Origin of the sequence: Pseudomonas rhodesiae, from assembly GCF_007858255.1 — a bacterium.
GTDB lineage: Bacteria > Pseudomonadota > Gammaproteobacteria > Pseudomonadales > Pseudomonadaceae > Aquipseudomonas > Aquipseudomonas rhodesiae.
Window position 1 is genome coordinate 287,172 of the sequence record NZ_VFEU01000007.1, and the last position, 17,777, is coordinate 304,948.

The window sequence follows — 17,777 nt, forward strand, 5'->3', positions numbered from 1 at the left end:
GTCGTCCCCGGAATTGGCGCTTGGAAGCGTCGCGGGGTCGTCCCCGCGAAGGGCGTTAGAGTGCCGAACATCGATCACGCGATCAAGTTGGCGGGGTGCTCTCCAGTGGGAGACGGTCTTGCGCTTCGCTCATCCGGCGGAAGTAAGTCGACAGCAATGCCCCGGAAATATTGTGCCAGACGCTGAACAGCGCGCTCGGCACCGCCGCCAATGGCGAGAAGTGCGCGCTGGCCAGCGCGGCGCCCAGCCCGGAGTTTTGCATGCCCACCTCCAGCGCCAGGGATTTGCGTTGTGCCAAGGGCAGTTTGAACAGGCGACCGGTGAAGTAACCCAGCAAGTAGCCGAAGCTGTTATGCAGCATCACCACTGCCATGATCAACAGGCCCGACTCGGCAATCTTGGCCTGGCTCGCCGCAACCACCGCCGCGACGATCGTCACGATGCTGATCACCGACACCAGCGGCAGTACCTCCACCGCATGGCGCACGCGCTCACCAAGCACGCGTTGCGCCACCACGCCGAGCACGATCGGCAGCAGCACCACTTGCAGGATCGACCAGAACAGCTCCATGAACGACACCGGCAACCAGGCTGACGCCAGTAACCAGATCAGCGCCGGCGTCAGCAGCGGGGCGAGGAGGGTGGTGACGCCGGCGATGGCCACCGACAACGCCAGATCGCCACGGGCCAGCCAGGTCATGACGTTGGACGAGGTACCGCTTGGGCAGCAGCCCACCAGGATCACACCGACGGCAATCTCCGGCGGCAGATGAAACACCTGGCACAACAACCAGGCCACGCCGGGCATGATCACAAAGTGCGCCACCACGCCCAGCGCCACGCGCCATGGGTGCCGGGCGACTTCAGCGAAGTCATCCAGCTTCAGGGTCAGCCCCATACCGAACATCACCAGCCCCAGTAACGGCACGATGGCGCTTTTCAGGCCAATGAACCAGGACGGTTCGAAGAACGCCACAACGGCGAAAATCAACACCCAATAGGCGAAGGTATTGCCGACGAAGCGGCTCAGGCTGGCGAGGGCGCGCATGGGAATGTCCTTTTTCGTTGGTCTTTTTTTGAGGGGTTGATACGGTCAAATGTGGGAGGAGGCTTGCCCGCGATCGCACTGTGTCAGCCAATGAATAAGTTGACCGACACAGCGCAATCCAGAACACGCGCCCCTAACGCCTCCCGAACCTCACACGGCTTAGATGCCCTGCGGGGTCTCTTCTCCGCCCAGCGCTTCGATCAGCGCCGGCAGGAAGTCGCCGAAGGTCAGCATCATCAGGGTAAAGCTGGCATCCAACTGGCCCAGGGCTTCGTCGCCGCCGTCCTGTTCCGCCTGGTCCTGCAGCAGGTCTTCGAACTTCAGGCGCTTGACGGTCATTTTGTCGTCGAGCATGAAGGACAATTTGTCTTGCCAGGCCAGGGCCAACTGAGTCACGACTTTGCCGGTGGTCAGATGCAGCTGGATTTCTTCGCTGGTCAGGTCCTGACGCTTGCAACGCACGATGCCGCCGTCTTCGTGAGTGTCGCGCAGCTCGCACTCGTCGAGGACGAAGAAGTCATCGGCCGGTCTCTGGGTGGTGACCCAGTCGGTCATGATGGCGGTCGGTGCGGTTTTCACCGTCAGCGGACGTACCGGCAGGGTGCCGATCACTTCACGCAGGGTGGAGAGCAGATCTTCGGCGCGCTTGGGGCTGGCCGAGTTCACCAGGATCAGACCCTGTTTCGGCGCGATGGCGGCAAAGGTCGACGAGCGACGAATAAATGCGCGGGGCAGGAAGGCCTGGATGATCTCATCCTTGATCTGGTCGCGTTCTTTCTTATAGACCTTGCGCATCTGCTCGGCCTCGATCTCTTCGACTTTCTCCTTGAGCGCATCGCGCACCACGCTGCCCGGCAGAATGCGTTCTTCCTTGCGCGCGGCGATCAGCAGGAAGTCACCGCTGACGTGCACCAGGGGCGCATCTTCACCTTTGCCGAACGGGGCGACAAAACCGTAAGTGGTCAACTCCTGGCTTGCACATGGGCGCGCCAGCTTGGTGGCCATGGCCGCTTCCAACGCCTCGGCATCAACAGGCAGATCTTGGGTCAGGCGATAGATAAGCAGGTTCTTGAACCACATGGGGTGAGTCTCTCCTTTATACAAAGGGGGGCATTATTCTCTTCATATCGCGCCAGGCCAACCCTGCCTAAGCCATTGGAAGCTATCAAAAAAAAGATTTAAGAAAGTGCTTGCCAGACTTAGGGGCGCTCCGTAGAATGCGCGCCACACCGAAACGAAGGGTGATTAGCTCAGCTGGGAGAGCATCTGCCTTACAAGCAGAGGGTCGGCGGTTCGATCCCGTCATCACCCACCATTCGCTTCAAGTGTTACGCGCAGCGGTAGTTCAGTCGGTTAGAATACCGGCCTGTCACGCCGGGGGTCGCGGGTTCGAGTCCCGTCCGCTGCGCCATATTCGGTAACCTGGAACACTGAACGCCAGGTCACCACAGAAAGCCCGCTCATTGAGCGGGCTTTTTGCTGTCTGGACTTTGCATAAACTGAAAAACGCCGCCGATCAGGTTTGATCAGCGGCGTTTTTTATTGGGGCTCTAGAAATCCCAGCGCGTGGTCACCATAAAATTGCGCGGCTCGCCGTAAGCGGCGGAGTTATAGAAGCCGATATTGGTGTAGTAGTGCTTGTCGAACAGGTTGTTGACGTTCAGTGTGGCCGACAGATTCTTAGTGACCTGGTACTTGGTCATCACATCCACCAGCCAATAAGCGTCCTGGGAGAACTCTTCGTATTGCTTATGCGGGTTGTTGTAGATGTCCTGCCAGCCAACGCTCTGCCAGCGTACGCCACCGCCGACGGTCAACTTGTCCAATTGGCCCTTGAGTTGGTAGGTGGTGTACAGCTTGACCTGATCTTCAGGCTCGAAGGTGGAGATTTTTTCGTTCTTGTCGTCGCGCACTATCTTGTGGGTGTAGCCGGCCTGAAGTTGCCAGCCGGGAGCAATCTCGCCGGACATCTCCAACTCATAACCTTTGGTAACGGCCTTGCTGCTTTTGTAGGCGTAGTTGTTTGGGATTGGCGTTTGGTTGTTGTACTCGTCATCCGAAAGCGCGCGATTGGATTCATGGATTTCAAAGTAGGCTGCACTGGCGTTCACGCGACCGTCGAGGAAGTCGGCTTTCAGGCCCAGCTCCCAGTTCTGGCCTTCGTCGGGCTCAAGCAGCTTGTTGTCGCGGTCGCGGTTGTAATTCTCCTGCGGCATGAAGATATCGGTGTAGCTGGCGTACACCGAGTAAGTGTCGTTAAGGTCGTACACGGCACCGACGTAAGGCACGAAACGTCCAGACTCACGGTAATTGGGGTTGTAGCCTGTGACCTGGTAGTTGACCACGCGTCCGCCCAGCAGCAGCGTGAGGTCGTCGGCAAGGTTCAGGCGCGTGGTGACATAAGCGCCTGTCTGGCGCACGGTGTCATCGGTCAGCGATTGTGCCTGACCCCAATCCGGTATGGCGGCGTGCCCGTGCCAGTTATTGAAATCGACGATATTCGGCGAGAGATTCCAGTAGCCTTTACCTTTCCATTCGGAGGCGCTGATGGAGCCGCCCAGCACCAGTTCATGTTCTCGACCTCCCAGGCTGAACGGGCCGCTCACGTATAGATCGGCGGAATCGCTGACAGTTTCCCCGGTGTACTTGCCCGACGTGAGTTGCGCGGTGCCATCCGGTTGAGGCTGATCGCCTTGGATCGAACCCATCAACGCGTGGTAGCCGTTGATCTTGTGATCCAATTGCAGCTTGGTCACCCATCCATCACCCAGATCGTGCTCAAGCACGGCAAATACGGTGCGCGTGTATTGCTCCCAACTGCTCCAGTCGGCGGCGTTGTTGAACGAGCGCTTGACGCTATTGTGATCGCCTTTGGCGTTGATCAGCGGAAAACTGCCCGACCATGAAGAACCCTTTGGCAGCGTGTCCTGATAGTCGCCGCCTACGGTCAGCAGGGTGTCGGGTGACAGATCGAACTCCATGATGCCGTAGTACGTGGGACTCTGGCGCGAGTAGTGGTCCATGAACGAATGCTTGTCCTGGTACGCCGCCACGGCTCTGCCGCGCACGTTGCCACTTTCGGTCAGCGGACCGCTGACATCCAGCTCGCTGCGGTAGTTGTCCCAGGAGCCGGCGCCGAGGGTGGCGTGTCCTTGAAAGTCTGCGGTAGGTTTCTTACGCACCAGGTTAATTGTCGCCCCCAGCGAGCCTGCGCCAGTGAGTAGGCCGGTGGCACCCTTGAGCACTTCGACGCGATCGTAGATCGCCATGTCGCTCAGGGTGTTGCCCGCTGAGTAAGCGACATTGCGCGCCGTGGACGGAATGCCGTCGTACTGGAAGTTGTTGATGGAAAAACCCCGGGCATAGTAGTTGGTACGCTCGGTGTCGAAGGCTGACACAGTGATGCCGGGTGTATGGCGCATCACATCGTCGACGTTGTTCAGGCCGAAATCATCCATGTGCTGGCGGGTGACTACCGAGACCGATTGCGGCGTTTCCTTGGGCGTCAGCACCAGCCGTGTCGAGGTCGCGATTGTGCCGGGCGTGTAGGATCCGGTGCCCTCGGTGACGTTACCGAGCTGGTTACCGCTGACTTGGGTCGGGCTCAGCTCCATGGTGCCGCCGCCGCTGACGGGCGCGGGTTCCAGCGCATAGACTTGATCGCTTTTTACCGCACGGTAGCCGCTGCCTTGCAGCAAACTGTCGAAACCGTCCTGGATGCCGTAGGTGCCTTTCAGACCTTGCCCTTGAAGGCCTTCCAGTTCGTGGGACTGGAACACGATGGCGACGCCCGCCTGCTGGGCAAACCGATTGAGCGAGCTGCCTAGCGGCCCGGCTGGAATGTCGTAAGTCCGAGTGGTGATGCTGGCGACGTCTGCATGGGCCAGACTCATATTTAATGTGATGGTGGTGATCAGCGCCAGCGACAGTGGCGCGCTTTTCAGGAGTCGAAAACGTCTGCCCGCGGGGGAGGGGGTAGGCATGGTGAAGGTAGTCCTTTATGTGCTGAATTACCTTCCTTGACGGGCAGCTTCACAAAAACCGGAAGCAAATGCGAATAATTATTCATTGGGCGGCATTTCGGGTGTGACGACGATCAGCCAAGGGGTGAAAGCCTGGGCCCGTATCGGCAGTGTTTGCGCCAACAGTTGCAAGGCATGGTCGCTGTCATCCAGCGGTATGACGGCAGACACTCGTATGCCTTGGAGCGCATGGCGATCGAATTGCACACGGCCGGCGCGATGCCGGGCGATTTCGTCCAGCACCTCGGGCAATGGCCGATTCTCGACCACCAATTGATGACGGCGCCACGCCTCGTTGATGCTGGCCGGGTCGACCGTGCCGCTCAGGCGGACGTCATTCGAGCGCATCAGGGCCTGCGAGCCTGCGTCGACCTCCAGCGTCTGCTCGCCATCGGCACTGTGTACGGCTACGCGGGATTCGAGCATGCTCAGCACGGTGACATCACCGTCTCGCTTGACCACGAACCGTGTGCCCCGCGCGCGCAATGTGCCTTGAGGTGTCTGCACGACAAACGGCCGCGTGCTGTCGTGGGCCACTTCCACCAGGATTTCGCCTTGCAGCAAATCGATACGGCGCTGCTTGCCATCGAAATGCAGGTTCGCCGCGCTGACGCCGTTGAAGGCCAGCGTCGAGCCATCTGCCAATTGCAGGGTTTTCCATTGGCCCGGACCGTTGCGTACATCGGCCATCCATTGCTGGGGGTAAGGGCTGACAAGCAATGCGGTTGTTGGAATCGCCAGGCTGCACGCCAATACCAATGCGCGCACGGCGTTCTTGCTACGGCGGTTTCTAGGCTGCGCGAAAGCCGCGTTCAGCGCCGCCTTGGCTAGGTTTTTTTTGCCGCGCAGGGCCTGCATGCGGGCAATGACTACTTCCATTCGAGCGGCGGCCGCAGCGTGATGCGGGCTTTGCTGTTTCCAGCGTTCGAACGCCTGGCGCTGGGGCTCATTCAGTTCGCCTTCATGCAGGTGCAGGAGCCATTCGGCGGCTTGCTCTTCGATCTCTGGGTGGCTATCCGACATGCTTTATCAAGTATCCATGCTATGGCCGCAGTGCATGAGCGCCTGGATCAGATATTTGCGTACAGTGCGTTCCGACAATTTGAGCTGGCGGGCGATTTGCTGCTGGGTCATTTCTTCCAGGTAATACAGCACGAATGCCTGACGCGCGTATTCGTGCATGCCTTCCAGGATAAACGCGATCTGTTCAAGGGCTTCAAGGGTGGTGTGGATCTGCTCCGGGGATTGAAACCCCTCCAATGCGTCCACCGTGAGGGCCAATTCCTGCAGGTAGGCTTGTTCAATCTGTCGGCGCCGCGTCTGGTCAATGATCAGGCGCCGGGCAGTGGTGCTCAGATAAGCCCGGGGTTCGCGAATGCCGGCCACGGATTCGCGCGCGTCCAGGATGCGTGCAAACGTATCCTGGGCCAGGTCGGCCGCATGATGCCGGCAGCGCAGTTTGCGTCGCAGCCAAGTGAGCAGCCAGCCATGATGCTCGCTGTAGAGCTGGGAAATTTCCCGTTGGAATGGCGGTTCACCCACAGACATAGGCGTGACTCAGGCGTTATTGAGAATGGTTTTTAATTGTGCGGCCAAGCAGCAGGTAAACGCAATAGACTCGCGTTTGAAGGGGAGTGGAGCCTGTTTTTACGGGCCTTTTCCGGTCATAAGAAAAATTTTTAAATAAAGTGCATTTAAATCAAGACATTGCGAAATTTTGCTGTATGATGCCGCCCACACCGAAAGTGAAGGGTGATTAGCTCAGCTGGGAGAGCATCTGCCTTACAAGCAGAGGGTCGGCGGTTCGATCCCGTCATCACCCACCATTCGCTTCAAGTGTTACGCGCAGCGGTAGTTCAGTCGGTTAGAATACCGGCCTGTCACGCCGGGGGTCGCGGGTTCGAGTCCCGTCCGCTGCGCCATATTCGGTAACCTGGACCACTGAACGCCAGGTCACCACAAGAAGCCCGCTCATTGAGCGGGCTTTTTTGTGTCTGGGATTTGGTTAGCCCGCTTTTCCTTGCGCGGCTGACGGATAGCCAGGTGCTCGAAGCAAAACGAGGCCGTGCCGAAAACCGCGATAAGGGTGAGTACGATCATGCCGAGGGTTGAGCTTTCCACAGTGATTTCCTAAATGATGGGATAGGAAATCACGCTAAGTGCATGGCGAAAACTCCTCAATAGACCCGACGCAATCCTTACAGCGTCGGGCCCTTTATTACGTACTCTTTACGGTGCGTTGCGGCTATGGCGGTAGTCGCTGACTGCTTCATACACCGCCTTGCGCAGGCGGTTGATACCGCCGATGGGGCGGTGCTCCGCGACGCCAAACCAGGGGTTGAACGATTGGTTGTCGCACGCCAGGTTTTGCGCCGGGGTGTCGAAGTCCTGAGCGGGAATCCGGACGGTGGCTACGGTTTCATAGGGCGCGTCGCTCTCTTTCCACTCGATGCTGGTGTCTTCGATGGGCATGAACTTCTGCGGATTCTGCCGCTGGATCTGCAAGACGAAGCACGCCGGTACACGATCTGTCGACAGCTGCTGGCTCAAGGCACTGCGCAAGAAGTTCGGCAGGTCCTGGTTCTGTTTGGGCAGCACGTACTCCGGGCAGTTCTGTGGGGCGGGCGCTACGCGGAATTTGGCATTGGCCGCGCCGAACTTGTAGGGCGATACCGAAAAGTAGGTGGTCTGCGTCGGGCTGGCCGGTGCCGGCGCCAGAGTTGCCAGGGCGATAAACAGATGGCGCACTTGCCATGTGCGTGGGTCGATCTTGGGAAAGAACGCCAGCACTTTCTTGCCGTCCGCCTGGGCGCCGATGTTCTGAGCGTACTCCGCGACGTCGCTGACGAAAAAGTTGGGATGGCTGAACATCACAAAGTCTTGTTCGGTACGGCTTTGTTGATCCGCCAGCAGTTGTTTGCCCGGTACGTCGAGTAACTTGAGCGCCATGCCCCGCGCGTCGCGGATGCTGTCGAACTGTGGGTAGGCATTGCCGTTTGACAGCCGCATGCTGGCCTGCCAGGTCTTACCGGGTTCGGCGAACACGCCCTGGCGCAGCGCAGGGTCCAGATCGCTCAATACACTGACTTCGGCCTTCACGCAGCCATGTGCTTTGGCGTGGGCGTCGCGCAGGTAGCGCGTGCCTTCGCGATGCTGATCGACGATGCGCACCGCCGTCTGGATGATGCCTTGGGTCATCGCTGCTTCACCCGGCGGCACTTGCTCATCCGCCGACACCGGGCCGCTATGTTGCCACGCATACCAGGCCGTGGTCGCCAGCCAGCCAATCAGGCCCAGCGTTACCAGCCAGAGCAACGTCTTGCCAAGAAAGCGGCCAACCCACAACCAGAGGCGTGCAAACAGGGAAGGGCGGTCATATTGAGATCGAATCATCATGGCAGTTGTTGCTCCAAAGGGCCGCCCAGTACTTTGAGGTATTCCAGCAGCGCCCAGCGTTCCTGGGGCAGCAGGCCACGGCCAATCACGCCGTTGCCTCGTTGGCCGGCACGGAATTCGTGGCCGCTGTTATGGTTACCCGTCACCCGGGTGTCGAACAGGAAGGCATTCTTGAACGCCGCGGTCTCAAAGCCCAAATGGCGCGGATCGTACTCGAAGGTGCCCTTATAAAAAGTGGTGCTGCGCTCATCCTGGGGCGAGAGCAGTTGGTAAATAGTCGGCACCGAACCATTGTGCAGGAACGGTGGCGTGGCCCACACGCCGGCCAGTGGGCGCGCCTTGTAGGCACGCAACTCGCGCACGCCGATCGGCAGGCCATAGCCATCCAGGCGTGGGCGCTCGGCCGGAGTCACGCCGGCGGCGCGGTAGGCGTGGTCTTCGACGAAGGCGGTGACGTAGGCCAGGCCCTTGGCCACCGACATTTTCTTCAGGTCCAACGGTTCGGTCGGGGTGGGGTGCAGTTCGACATTCAGTCGGGCCAGTTCGGCCGGGTCCCATTGCAGGGTGCTGAGGTCGTAACGTTGATCGGCAATGTTGCTGGCGGTACCGGGGTCGGTGCCGATGTACTCAACCGGCAGCATTTTCAAGTGCTGCACTGGCCGACCATTTTCCTCGGTCACATTCGGTACGTGGCAGCCTGCGCAGTTTTCGGCGAACAGCGCGCGACCTTGGGCGGCCAGAGGCTTGTCGATGGCGCCGAACAGGTCTTCCGGCCAGGTGGGCGGTTTGAGGCGTTGCAGGGTTTCTTCAATCAGGTTGAGGTCGCGCACCCGTACGCTGGAAGGGTAGCGCGCCTCGCCTTGCAGGGGTTGACCGGCGCTGTCGAAGAAGGTCAGGGTCGCGCCGACGCCCAGGGCTTCGCCGATGTTGCGTGCCATGGGTTGTTGCGCCGAGCCGTTCCATTGCACCCAGTCGAAGGTCCAGATGTCCCACAGCTGCGGGTAGTCCACGGGGGCATTGGCGACGCGGTAGTTGTCCGGCGAAATCCCATCGCCAAAGCTGGCGTTGGCGATGCGCCCAAAGGCGTCGGTGCGACCGGGGCCCTCTTCGGTGGGATAGAGGCCGCGGTGGGTATCGTTCCAGGCTACTTTGAGAAATTGATTCAGCGACTGTTTGAAGTCCTGACGCAGTTGGCTGCGGTCGGTTTCATATCGATCCCCCAGCACCTGACGGGCGAAGCGCTCGAATTTCCAGGGGTTGTAATAGGTTGCCGCCAGGCTGGCGACGAGGGCCTGGCCGAAGCTGCCGCCGCGCAGGGTGGGTACGCTAGATGGCAAAACGTGTTGGGCTGAGCCGCCGTCGATACGCAGCGCCTGGCCTTGGAAATGCAACTCGCCGGTATGGCACGCGGCGCAGGTGATATCCAGGTATTCAACCTTGCTGTCGGCATTTTTATGACGGGCGAACCCCACCGGCAGGTTGCCGGGGTTTTGTGCGGTGGGCTCTTGCTTGGGGTCGACCAGAAAGCCGAAGCGCGCCAGGTATTCTGGTGTGGCGAAACGTCGCTCGGAGAACGGCAATTCCAGGGCAGTGAACCAATCGTAATGCAGGCCTTTTACCTGGGTGCCCTGAGGCGTGAAGTAGTAGGTCTGGCGGTCGGCGGCGCTCCATTGGTCTTGGTAATGCACCTGCTTCACCGGCACAGGATCCGGCAGCTTGGGATTGGCGGTGTAATAGATCACCACAGCCAGAATCAGACCCAGCACGAGCCCGATCAGCAGCAAAATACGGGAAAAAATGCGCAAGATAACTATCCTTGTCGAGGGGTTGCGTTGTTATGCCACTACGCCAGAGGTGCGGCAAGTGGCCATGAGCCTGGATAAAGGCGGTCCCGCAGTCCGTCGCGGGCCCTCATAATGAATGAAAATGCTTTTAAACACGTGAACTTATCGGAAGTTTCCTGCTCACATGCCGGTAGCCATTGGTCGTGGCCGCCTGATAAGCTCGCGACTTTATTCAAATGCCCTATTGGCGCATGAACAAGGAAATAGCATGAAACAGCATCGGTTGGCGGCGGCGGTGGCCCTGGTTAGCCTGGTACTTGCGGGTTGTGATTCGCAGACCAGCGTAGAGCTGAAAACCCCGGCGCAAAAAGCTTCCTACGGCATCGGCCTGAACATGGGCAAAAGCCTTGCCCAGGAAGGCATGGATGATCTGGATTCAAAAGCAGTAGCCCAAGGCATCGAAGATGCCGTCGGCAAGAAAGAGCAGAAGCTCAAAGACGACGAACTGGTTGAAGCGTTCGCCGCACTGCAAAAACGTGCTGAAGAACGCATGGCCAAGATGAGCGAAGAGTCGGCAGCCGCCGGCAAGAAATTCCTCGAAGACAATGCCAAGAAAGACGGCGTCGTCACCACTGCGTCCGGCCTGCAGTACAAAATCGTGAAGAAGGCCGACGGCCCGCAGCCTAAGCCAACCGACGTGGTGACCGTGCATTACACCGGTAAACTCACCAACGGCACCACTTTTGACAGCTCCGTGGATCGCGGCAGCCCGATTGACCTGCCGGTCAGCGGCGTGATTCCGGGTTGGGTCGAAGGCCTGCAACTGATGCACGTTGGCGAAAAGGTCGAGCTGTATATACCGTCCGACCTGGCCTACGGCGCTCAGAGCCCGAGCCCGGCGATTCCAGCCAACTCCGTGCTGGTATTTGACCTGGAGCTGCTGGGCATCAAGGACCCAGCCAAGGCTGAAGCTCCTGCCGCACCGGCCGCCAAGAAGTAATCGGCGCCTGAACACACAACGCCCCGTCTCGACGGGGCGTTGTTGTTTCTGCGGTTCGCGTACATCCAAACGAACGTCCGCAACCTGTAACAGTCTGATATAACACTCGAGCACGGGTAACCGCACAGCAACGCCAAGTCAATGAAATCTTGGGTTTTTTTGAGGTGCGCAAAAAACGCCCGATCTGACTGCAAGCCTTGTAACCCGTGGCTTTCAGGCCGCAAAACAGGCTCTGTTCACAAGGTTATCCACAATTTGTGTGGATAACCTTGTGTGTCGACTGGAACTGGAGTGACCGATGAAACCACCCTTCAATTTCACCCGCTTTCTGCCCATGGCGGCACGCTTGCTAGGGCGTGGGCGCTTGCCGACCCTGTTGTTTGCCGTCGCTGCCAAGGGTTCCAGCCAAGGCGGCCGCCTGGGCAAACTCAAAGATGACCTCAAGCTGCTTCAGGCCCTTTGCCTGGCTTACTGGCGCGGCGAATACCGCGCCATCAGCCCCAAGGCACTGATCTCGATCGTGGCGGGGCTGATGTACTTCCTGAGCCCGGTCGACGCGATCCCGGACTTTATCCCGATGTTTGGTATGTTCGATGATATCGCCGTACTAGCATGGATCATGAAGACGCTGGACGGCGAACTTAACGCCTTCCGCGCTTGGCGTGAGGCGCAGCGCCCGGAGAAGCTCGCCGTAGTCGAGCGCCTGCCTGCCACACCGGCGCTGCTCGCCCAGGAAAACCCGCAAAAAAACTGATGGCATCGCTATCCCCCTGCGACCTCTATGGCTGTTAGGATTACACTCCTAAGGAAAGTGCTTACGTTGTAAGTGTTGTTATCCTACGGGGCAGTCATGGATATTCAGATAATTTCACGCGACGGCGCACCCGAATACGCGGTGTTGCCATGGGAGCAGTACCAGGCGCTGCTTAAAGCGGCCGGTCAGCAACAGCCTCCGTCAGTTGTTTCCTCTCCTGCCCAGAGCACGGTCGATCAGGATCTGCGTCCGCTCGCCGACCTGCGCGGCCTACGTGAAGCCAAGGGCCTTGCTATTGAAGTGCTGGCCCGCACCGTGGGTATCAGCCCCTCGTATCTTGGATTGATCGAGAGTAGCGAGCGTCAGCCGGATGCTGCGATCCGCCGCAGCCTGGCCTGGGAATTGGGTGTGGCAGGTTGGAGGGATGAATCTTGAGCCTACGTATCAGCCGTCAACACTGGGATGGGTTGCTCAACGAGCTGGACCAGGCGCGCCGCCAGCGCCATCTACTGACGTATCGGGCGCTGCTGGAGCGTTTGCAGTTTCCCTCACCGGCCATGCAGACCTTGGCCGCCGCCCTGGAGCACCTGGCGGCCTTGGATGCCAAGGCCGATCAGCCGCTGCGTAGCTCCTTGGTGATCAGCCAGGGCGCCAGTCGCCTGCCGCGTACTGGTTTTTTTGAATGCGTGGAGCGTCTGGGACGTTTCAGCGGACCGTCCGACGGTGTGGCCGCTGCCTCCTGGCATGCTTCCGAAGTGGTACGGGTGTTCGAATACGAGTATCCGGAATCCGCCGAGGCTTAAACCGCTGCCGAGAGCATGTCCATGCTGTTGATCACATGGACGCTATAGCCCTCCATGTCCTTGGCATGATGCTTGGCCTGCGACGCCAGCTCTGCCAACTGGCTGGCGTCGAGCTGTTCACAGGCCTGTGGATGTAGATGGACAACGCCGATCGACAGCGAAAGCAGGGCAAACTCCTGGCGCACACCCTGGCGGTTCAATGCGACGAAGCAGCCGGCATCCAGGTGTTCGGCGCGGTAGAAGCGCCGGCATTGGGTGTGAAAATCATCCAGCAACTGGTTGAGCCGCTTGCGCCAATCCTGCGGCCCCAGCACCAGCAAAAAATCATCGCCGCCGATATGCCCGACGAAGTCGCGGCTTGGGTCAACTCGGTCGTTCAGGCACTGTGCCAGGCACAGCAACACCTCATCCCCCCGTCCGTAGCCATAGATATCGTTGAAGGGCTTGAAGCTGTCGATGTCCACGTAACAGATCACCGACTCCCGTTGCTGTTGTAACAGGCGCGTGAGGCATTGCTGAATCGGCACGTTGCCCGGCAGCAAGGTCAGTGGATTGGCGTAGCGCGCCTGTTGGATTTTCAGCTCGGTGATCAACTTCAGCACGTCGATCACTCGGCCCAGGCCCAGGTAGTCGCCATTGAGCGTGATGATGAAATCTTCCTCGATCCGCTGCCGTGCACGGCTGGTCAGCAGACGGCTGACCTGTTGCAGTGATTGGCTCAGTTCCACCGCCAGGAAGTCGCTGCTCATCAGGCGGCTGATGGGCTTGCGCGCAAACAGATCGGTAGCGAACGGCTTGAGCAGCGCGTCGGACAGCGAATGCCGGTGCACGATGCCCACCGGATGGCCGCGGCCATCGAGCACCGCCAGTGAATTGAGATTGGCCTGGCGGCGAAAGGCCTCCAGGACCTGGGCGGTGGCGGTGTCTTGATCCACCGCTGGTTGTTCGCTCAGCAGGGCACTGAGGTCGCTGCCTTCTTCGTTGAGGGACACGTTGGCGCTCTCAGGTTTGGGCAGCATCAACCGCGCTTCCTGCGGTGGCTGTTCCTGTGGCCGACAGAGCAGATAGCCCTGGACCAGGTCGACGCCCATTTCCGTCAATACCGCCAGCTCTTCCGGCAACTCGATACCTTCGGCGATCACTTGCGCGCGCGATGCCCTGGCGATTTGCAGGATCGAGCCGACAAACTCACGCTTGAGCGCATCCTGGTGGATGCCGTCGATAAAGTGTCGATCGATTTTCACGTAGTCGGGACGCAGTTCCGACCACAGGCGCAGGCTGGAGTACCCGGCGCCCAGATCATCCAGGGCAATGGAAAAACCCATGTTGCGATAGTGGTGCAGGGCGGTCTGCAGTAGATCGAAATCGTCAGTGGGGGTTTGCTCGGTGAGTTCGATCACCACCTGGCTCGGCGGAATACCGAAGTCGTGCAGCAATTGCAGGGTGCGGCCCGGCTGGTGCGCCGTTTCCATCAAGGATTCCGGCGAGATGTTGAGGAACAGCTTGCCCGGCAGTTGCTGTTCGCTGAAGCGTCGGCAGGCACTTTCGCGACATGCCATTTCCAGGTCGCTCAGGCGTCCAGCCTGGCTGGCCACGGCGAACAGTGCGACGGGGGAGTGCAGGGGGCTGTTGGAGGGGCCGCGGCTGAGCGCTTCGTAGCCCAGAATACGGCGTTCGGATAAGCAGAGGATCGGCTGGAACAGGCTGTGCAAACTGCCTTGAGCCAGGATTGAGCCCAATGCGTTCAGCTGTTCGGTCATGGTCATGGCGATCTCGATCGAAAAAAAAGGACTCCAGGCATGATGCCTGGGGTCCTTTATTTCACGACAGAATGATGTCTATTTGATGACACTCCGGAGAGCGTTCACATTAAATCGCCATCATTTACTGCTTGGCTACCTGCTTGCTGATCTTGAGGTAGTCCAACAGGATCCGGCCCGTTTCGGCCAGGTAAGCGTCATCTTCAGGCTTGGTTTTATCCGCCTCGGTTGGCAAGGCGTCCTCGTCTTCTTTCTTCAGCTCTTTGAGCGGATCTTCACCCTTGGCTTTACGGCGGATGTTTTCCAGTACAAGTTGCTTGTTTTCGATATCGGTATGCTGAGCGCGGCGGTCCGCTTCGTTGAGGCTGACGGTTTTTTCTTCCATCAACTTCTTGGCCAGGGCCAGCTTGTCGCGGATAAACACGAACTCGGCGTCCTTGGCGGAGCGGGTGTCGTGATCAGCCTTGAGCTGCGCCAGGAACGGCTTGAACGGATCGGACGCCGGTTTGATCGCCGGGCGGATGGTGTCCCACGGCATGGCTTCCGGTAGAGCGCTTTCGCCGATTTCCTTGGTATCGATGACCGATGGGAAATCGATATCCGGCAGCACGCCCTGATGCTGGGTGCTCTGCCCGGACACCCGGTAGAACTTGGCCAATGTCAGCTTCAGCTCGCCATGGTTGAGCGGCTGGATGGTCTGCACGGTGCCTTTGCCGAAGGTCTGGCCACCGATGATCAACGCGCGGTGATAGTCCTGCATGGCACCGGCGAAAATCTCCGAAGCCGACGCCGAGAGGCGGTTGACCAACAACGCCATCGGCCCTTTGTAGAACGCGCCCGGGTTTTCGTCTTCCAGCACGTCGACACGGCCGTCGGCGTTGCGTACCAACACGGTCGGACCTTTGTCGATAAACAGGCTTGTCAGCTCGGTGGCTTCTTGCAAGGAACCGCCGCCGTTGTTGCGCAGGTCGATGACCACGCCGTCGACTTTTTCCTTCTGCAATTCTGTCAGGATTTTCTTAACGTCGCGGGTGGTGCTCTTGTAGTTCGGGTCGCCAGCACGGAAGGCTTTGAAGTCCAGGTAGAAAGCCGGGATCTCAATGACGCCCAGTTTGTAATCCTTGCCATCCTGCTTGAGGTTAAGGACTTTCTTCTGCACGGCCTGGTCTTCGAGCTTCACCGCTTCACGGGTGATCGACACAATCTTGCTGGTCTGGTCGTTGGGGGCATTGGTGTGTGGAATCACTTCCAGGCGCACCACGCTGCCTTTCGGACCACGGATCAGCTTGACCACTTCGTCCAAGCGCCAACCGACCACATCGACCATCTCTTTGTCGGCCTGGGCCACGCCGATGATCTTGTCGGCCGGTGCGACCTGCTTGGTCTTGTCGGCCGGACCTGCTGGCACCAGACGCACGATCTTGACTTGGTCGTTGTCGCTTTGCAGGACGGCACCGATGCCTTCCAACGACAGACTCATATTGATATCGAAATTTTCCGCGTTATCTGGCGACAGATAATTGGTGTGCGGGTCGTAGGACATCGCGAAGGTGTTGATGTACGCCTGGAAGATATCTTCGGCGCGGGTCTGGTCCAGACGCGCCAGCTGATTCTTGTAACGCTTGGTCAACAGCTCTTGGATGGCCTTGGGCTCTTTGCCGGCAATCTTCAGGCGCAGCACTTCGTCTTTGACGCGTTTGCGCCACAGATCGTCGAGGGCAGCGGTGCTGGTCAGCCAAGGGGCGTCCTTGCGGTCCACCAGAAGAGTTTCTTTCTGGGTGAAGTCAAGTTTGTCGACGCCTTTGTCCAGTTCAGCCAGCGCGAAGTCCAGACGCGCTTTGACGCGGTCCAGGTAGCGCTTGTAGATGGTGAAACCGGGTTGCAGGTCGCCGCTCTTGAGGAAGTCGTCGAACTGGGTCTTCCACTTGTCGAACTCAGCGATATCGCTGGCCAGGAAGTAGCTGCGCGACGGATCCAGCAGCTTGAGGTAGCTGTCGTAGATGATCACCGAGCGCGCGTCGTCCAGCGGCGGCTTGCTGTAGTGATGGCGCTTGAGCAACTCGACGACGTTTAGGCTGGCGATCACCTCATCGCGATCCGGCTGAAGGTTGTCCCAGCTGTTGGCTGCGAACGTATGGGTCGACATCGACGCAAAGCCGAGACCAATGAAAAGAGCGAGGGCGGTGCTGGGGAACAGATGCTTCATGCTGGTTCGACGCGGGGGCAATTGATAACGCATATTAGGCCGTCTTTGAAGTCGCCGGTTCCGTGTGGGCCGGTCGCATAATGCAAAAAGCCCGACGCTACTGCTACGGGCTCAGTCCAGACTCACTATGGAGGCACTGTGAAAGCATTGCAAGGCGTTGAAGATCATGTGATGTGCTTGGCGTCTCGAGTCCTACATACGATGTAGGCTCGTTTCGCATTTCAATGATGACTTCGAACCTTGATCGCGCCGATGTATGACAGCATGGGCGGCTCTTTTTGCCATTGTCTGACAGTGACGCTTGCACTTCGATCGGCGCGCGTTCCACACGCATCAATCCCAATGATGAATCGGCCAACCCGCCTGTTCGGCATGGGCCCTTAACACTGGGTCGGGGTTCACCACCTGGGGATGATCGACCTTCAACAGCAAGGGCAAATCATTGCGCGAATCCGAATAGAAGTACGCGCCGTCCAAGGTTTGCTCTTCCTGCGCCAACCAATCCAGCAAGCGCGTGATCTTACCCTCACGGTAGGTGAGGACCCCTACGGTTTTGCCGCTGTAAACGCCATGGCTGACATCCAGCTCGATGCCAAGCACCTCATCGATACCGATGCGCGCGGCAATCGGCTTGACCAAATGCGTGCCCGACGCGGAGATCACCAGAATCCGGTCGCCCTGAGCTCGGTGGCGGGCAATGGTTTTGGTGGCGTCGCTGTAGATCAGCGGTTCGATCACGTCTTCGACCCACGGCTCCACCAAGTGCTCGATTTCCTCCGGCGTGCGGCCGATCATCGGCTCCAGGCTGAAGTCCATAAAGTCTTCCATCGCCAGTTTGCCCTGGCTGTAGGCGTCCATCAGTTCGTTGTTCCTGCGCATGAACGACTCGGGGTCGACCCAGCCCAGACGGCCCATCTGCTCGCTCCATAAGGTGGCGCAGTCGCCGTGGATCAGGGTGTCGTCCAAATCAAAAATTACCAATGCCATCCGTTACGCTCTCTCAA

Annotated in this window: 14 protein-coding genes and 4 tRNA genes; 8 read left to right on the top strand and 10 right to left on the bottom strand. The window is 59.0% G+C overall.

Features of this window, described 5'->3' with window-relative positions:
• Positions 1 to 82 precede the first annotated feature (82 nt).
• Together FIV35_RS13725 and rdgC are read right to left on the bottom strand one after the other, a co-directional pair.
• Entirely contained in the window at positions 83 to 1,048 is a 966-nt protein-coding gene (locus tag FIV35_RS13725) for a bile acid:sodium symporter family protein (protein WP_034137630.1), read from the bottom strand.
• Between the two features lie 159 nt (positions 1,049 to 1,207).
• Complete coding sequence (gene rdgC / locus FIV35_RS13730) at positions 1,208 to 2,128, bottom strand: recombination-associated protein RdgC (protein ID WP_034096720.1); 921 nt, start codon at positions 2,126 to 2,128, stop codon at positions 1,208 to 1,210.
• 159 nt (positions 2,129 to 2,287) lie between these two features.
• On the opposite strand from rdgC, the gene FIV35_RS13735 reads away from it, so the two are divergent.
• A tRNA-Val gene (locus FIV35_RS13735) sits at positions 2,288 to 2,363 on the top strand.
• Positions 2,364 to 2,382: 19 nt separating this feature from the next.
• Positions 2,383 to 2,459, top strand: a tRNA-Asp gene (locus FIV35_RS13740).
• Between the two features lie 139 nt (positions 2,460 to 2,598).
• Here FIV35_RS13740 and FIV35_RS13745 read toward each other — a convergent pair.
• From FIV35_RS13745 to FIV35_RS13755, 3 genes are all read right to left on the bottom strand, one after another.
• Positions 2,599 to 5,031 carry a TonB-dependent siderophore receptor gene (locus FIV35_RS13745; protein ID WP_034137631.1) on the bottom strand — a complete coding sequence of 811 codons (2,433 nt, stop codon included), beginning with the start codon at positions 5,029 to 5,031 and terminating at the stop codon, positions 2,599 to 2,601.
• A 78-nt stretch (positions 5,032 to 5,109) separates the two neighbouring features.
• Positions 5,110 to 6,093 (bottom strand): FecR family protein, encoded by a 984-nt coding sequence (locus FIV35_RS13750; protein ID WP_034137632.1) that lies wholly within the window; start codon positions 6,091 to 6,093, stop codon positions 5,110 to 5,112.
• A gap of 6 nt (positions 6,094 to 6,099) precedes the next feature.
• Entirely contained in the window at positions 6,100 to 6,618 is a 519-nt protein-coding gene (locus FIV35_RS13755; protein WP_034137633.1) for a sigma-70 family RNA polymerase sigma factor, read from the bottom strand.
• Positions 6,619 to 6,820: 202 nt separating this feature from the next.
• Between FIV35_RS13755 and FIV35_RS13760 the strand changes: the two genes are divergently transcribed.
• Together FIV35_RS13760 and FIV35_RS13765 are read left to right on the top strand one after the other, a co-directional pair.
• Positions 6,821 to 6,896 (top strand) — tRNA-Val (locus tag FIV35_RS13760).
• Between the two features lie 19 nt (positions 6,897 to 6,915).
• Positions 6,916 to 6,992: transfer RNA gene (locus FIV35_RS13765), tRNA-Asp, on the top strand.
• Between the two features lie 307 nt (positions 6,993 to 7,299).
• On the opposite strand, the gene FIV35_RS13770 is transcribed toward FIV35_RS13765, so the two are convergent.
• Both FIV35_RS13770 and FIV35_RS13775 read right to left on the bottom strand, forming a co-directional pair.
• Entirely contained in the window at positions 7,300 to 8,466 is a 1,167-nt protein-coding gene (locus tag FIV35_RS13770; RefSeq protein WP_034137634.1) for a catalase family protein, read from the bottom strand.
• Positions 8,463 to 10,271, bottom strand: a complete 1,809-nt coding sequence (locus tag FIV35_RS13775; RefSeq protein WP_034137635.1) for a di-heme-cytochrome C peroxidase — start codon at positions 10,269 to 10,271, stop codon at positions 8,463 to 8,465. The genes FIV35_RS13770 and FIV35_RS13775 overlap by 4 nt, the downstream gene beginning before the upstream one ends.
• A 247-nt stretch (positions 10,272 to 10,518) precedes the next feature.
• On the opposite strand from FIV35_RS13775, the gene bamJ reads away from it, so the two are divergent.
• The 4 genes from bamJ (at position 10,519) to FIV35_RS13795 (ending at position 12,807) form a co-directional block, all read left to right on the top strand.
• Entirely contained in the window at positions 10,519 to 11,250 is a 732-nt protein-coding gene (gene bamJ / locus FIV35_RS13780) for a BamJ family beta-barrel-assembly machinery protein (RefSeq protein ID WP_034137636.1), read from the top strand.
• Positions 11,251 to 11,548: 298 nt separating this feature from the next.
• On the top strand, positions 11,549 to 12,004 hold the full coding sequence (locus FIV35_RS13785) for a YkvA family protein (protein WP_034137637.1): 456 nt from the start codon (positions 11,549 to 11,551) through the stop codon (positions 12,002 to 12,004).
• Positions 12,005 to 12,100: 96 nt separating this feature from the next.
• The gene (locus FIV35_RS13790; RefSeq protein WP_034137665.1) at positions 12,101 to 12,439 is read left to right on the top strand and encodes a helix-turn-helix domain-containing protein; all 339 of its coding nucleotides are present in this window, start codon (positions 12,101 to 12,103) and stop codon (positions 12,437 to 12,439) included.
• Positions 12,436 to 12,807, top strand: coding sequence for a hypothetical protein (locus tag FIV35_RS13795; RefSeq protein WP_034096729.1), 372 nt, complete (start codon positions 12,436 to 12,438; stop codon positions 12,805 to 12,807). Before FIV35_RS13790 ends, FIV35_RS13795 begins: the two co-directional genes overlap by 4 nt.
• Here FIV35_RS13795 and FIV35_RS13800 read toward each other — a convergent pair.
• The 3 genes from FIV35_RS13800 to FIV35_RS13810 all read right to left on the bottom strand — a co-directional run bounded on the left by FIV35_RS13800 (position 12,804) and on the right by FIV35_RS13810 (position 17,760).
• On the bottom strand, positions 12,804 to 14,573 hold the full coding sequence (locus FIV35_RS13800; protein ID WP_034137638.1) for a bifunctional diguanylate cyclase/phosphodiesterase: 1,770 nt from the start codon (positions 14,571 to 14,573) through the stop codon (positions 12,804 to 12,806). The two genes, FIV35_RS13795 and FIV35_RS13800, sit on opposite strands and share 4 nt — an antisense overlap.
• Before the next feature lie 118 nt (positions 14,574 to 14,691).
• Complete coding sequence (locus FIV35_RS13805) at positions 14,692 to 16,773, bottom strand: carboxy terminal-processing peptidase (RefSeq protein WP_173603440.1); 2,082 nt, start codon at positions 16,771 to 16,773, stop codon at positions 14,692 to 14,694.
• Positions 16,774 to 17,106: 333 nt separating this feature from the next.
• Complete coding sequence (locus FIV35_RS13810) at positions 17,107 to 17,760, bottom strand: HAD family hydrolase (RefSeq protein WP_034137640.1); 654 nt, start codon at positions 17,758 to 17,760, stop codon at positions 17,107 to 17,109.
• Between the last annotated feature and the right edge of the window lie 17 nt (positions 17,761 to 17,777).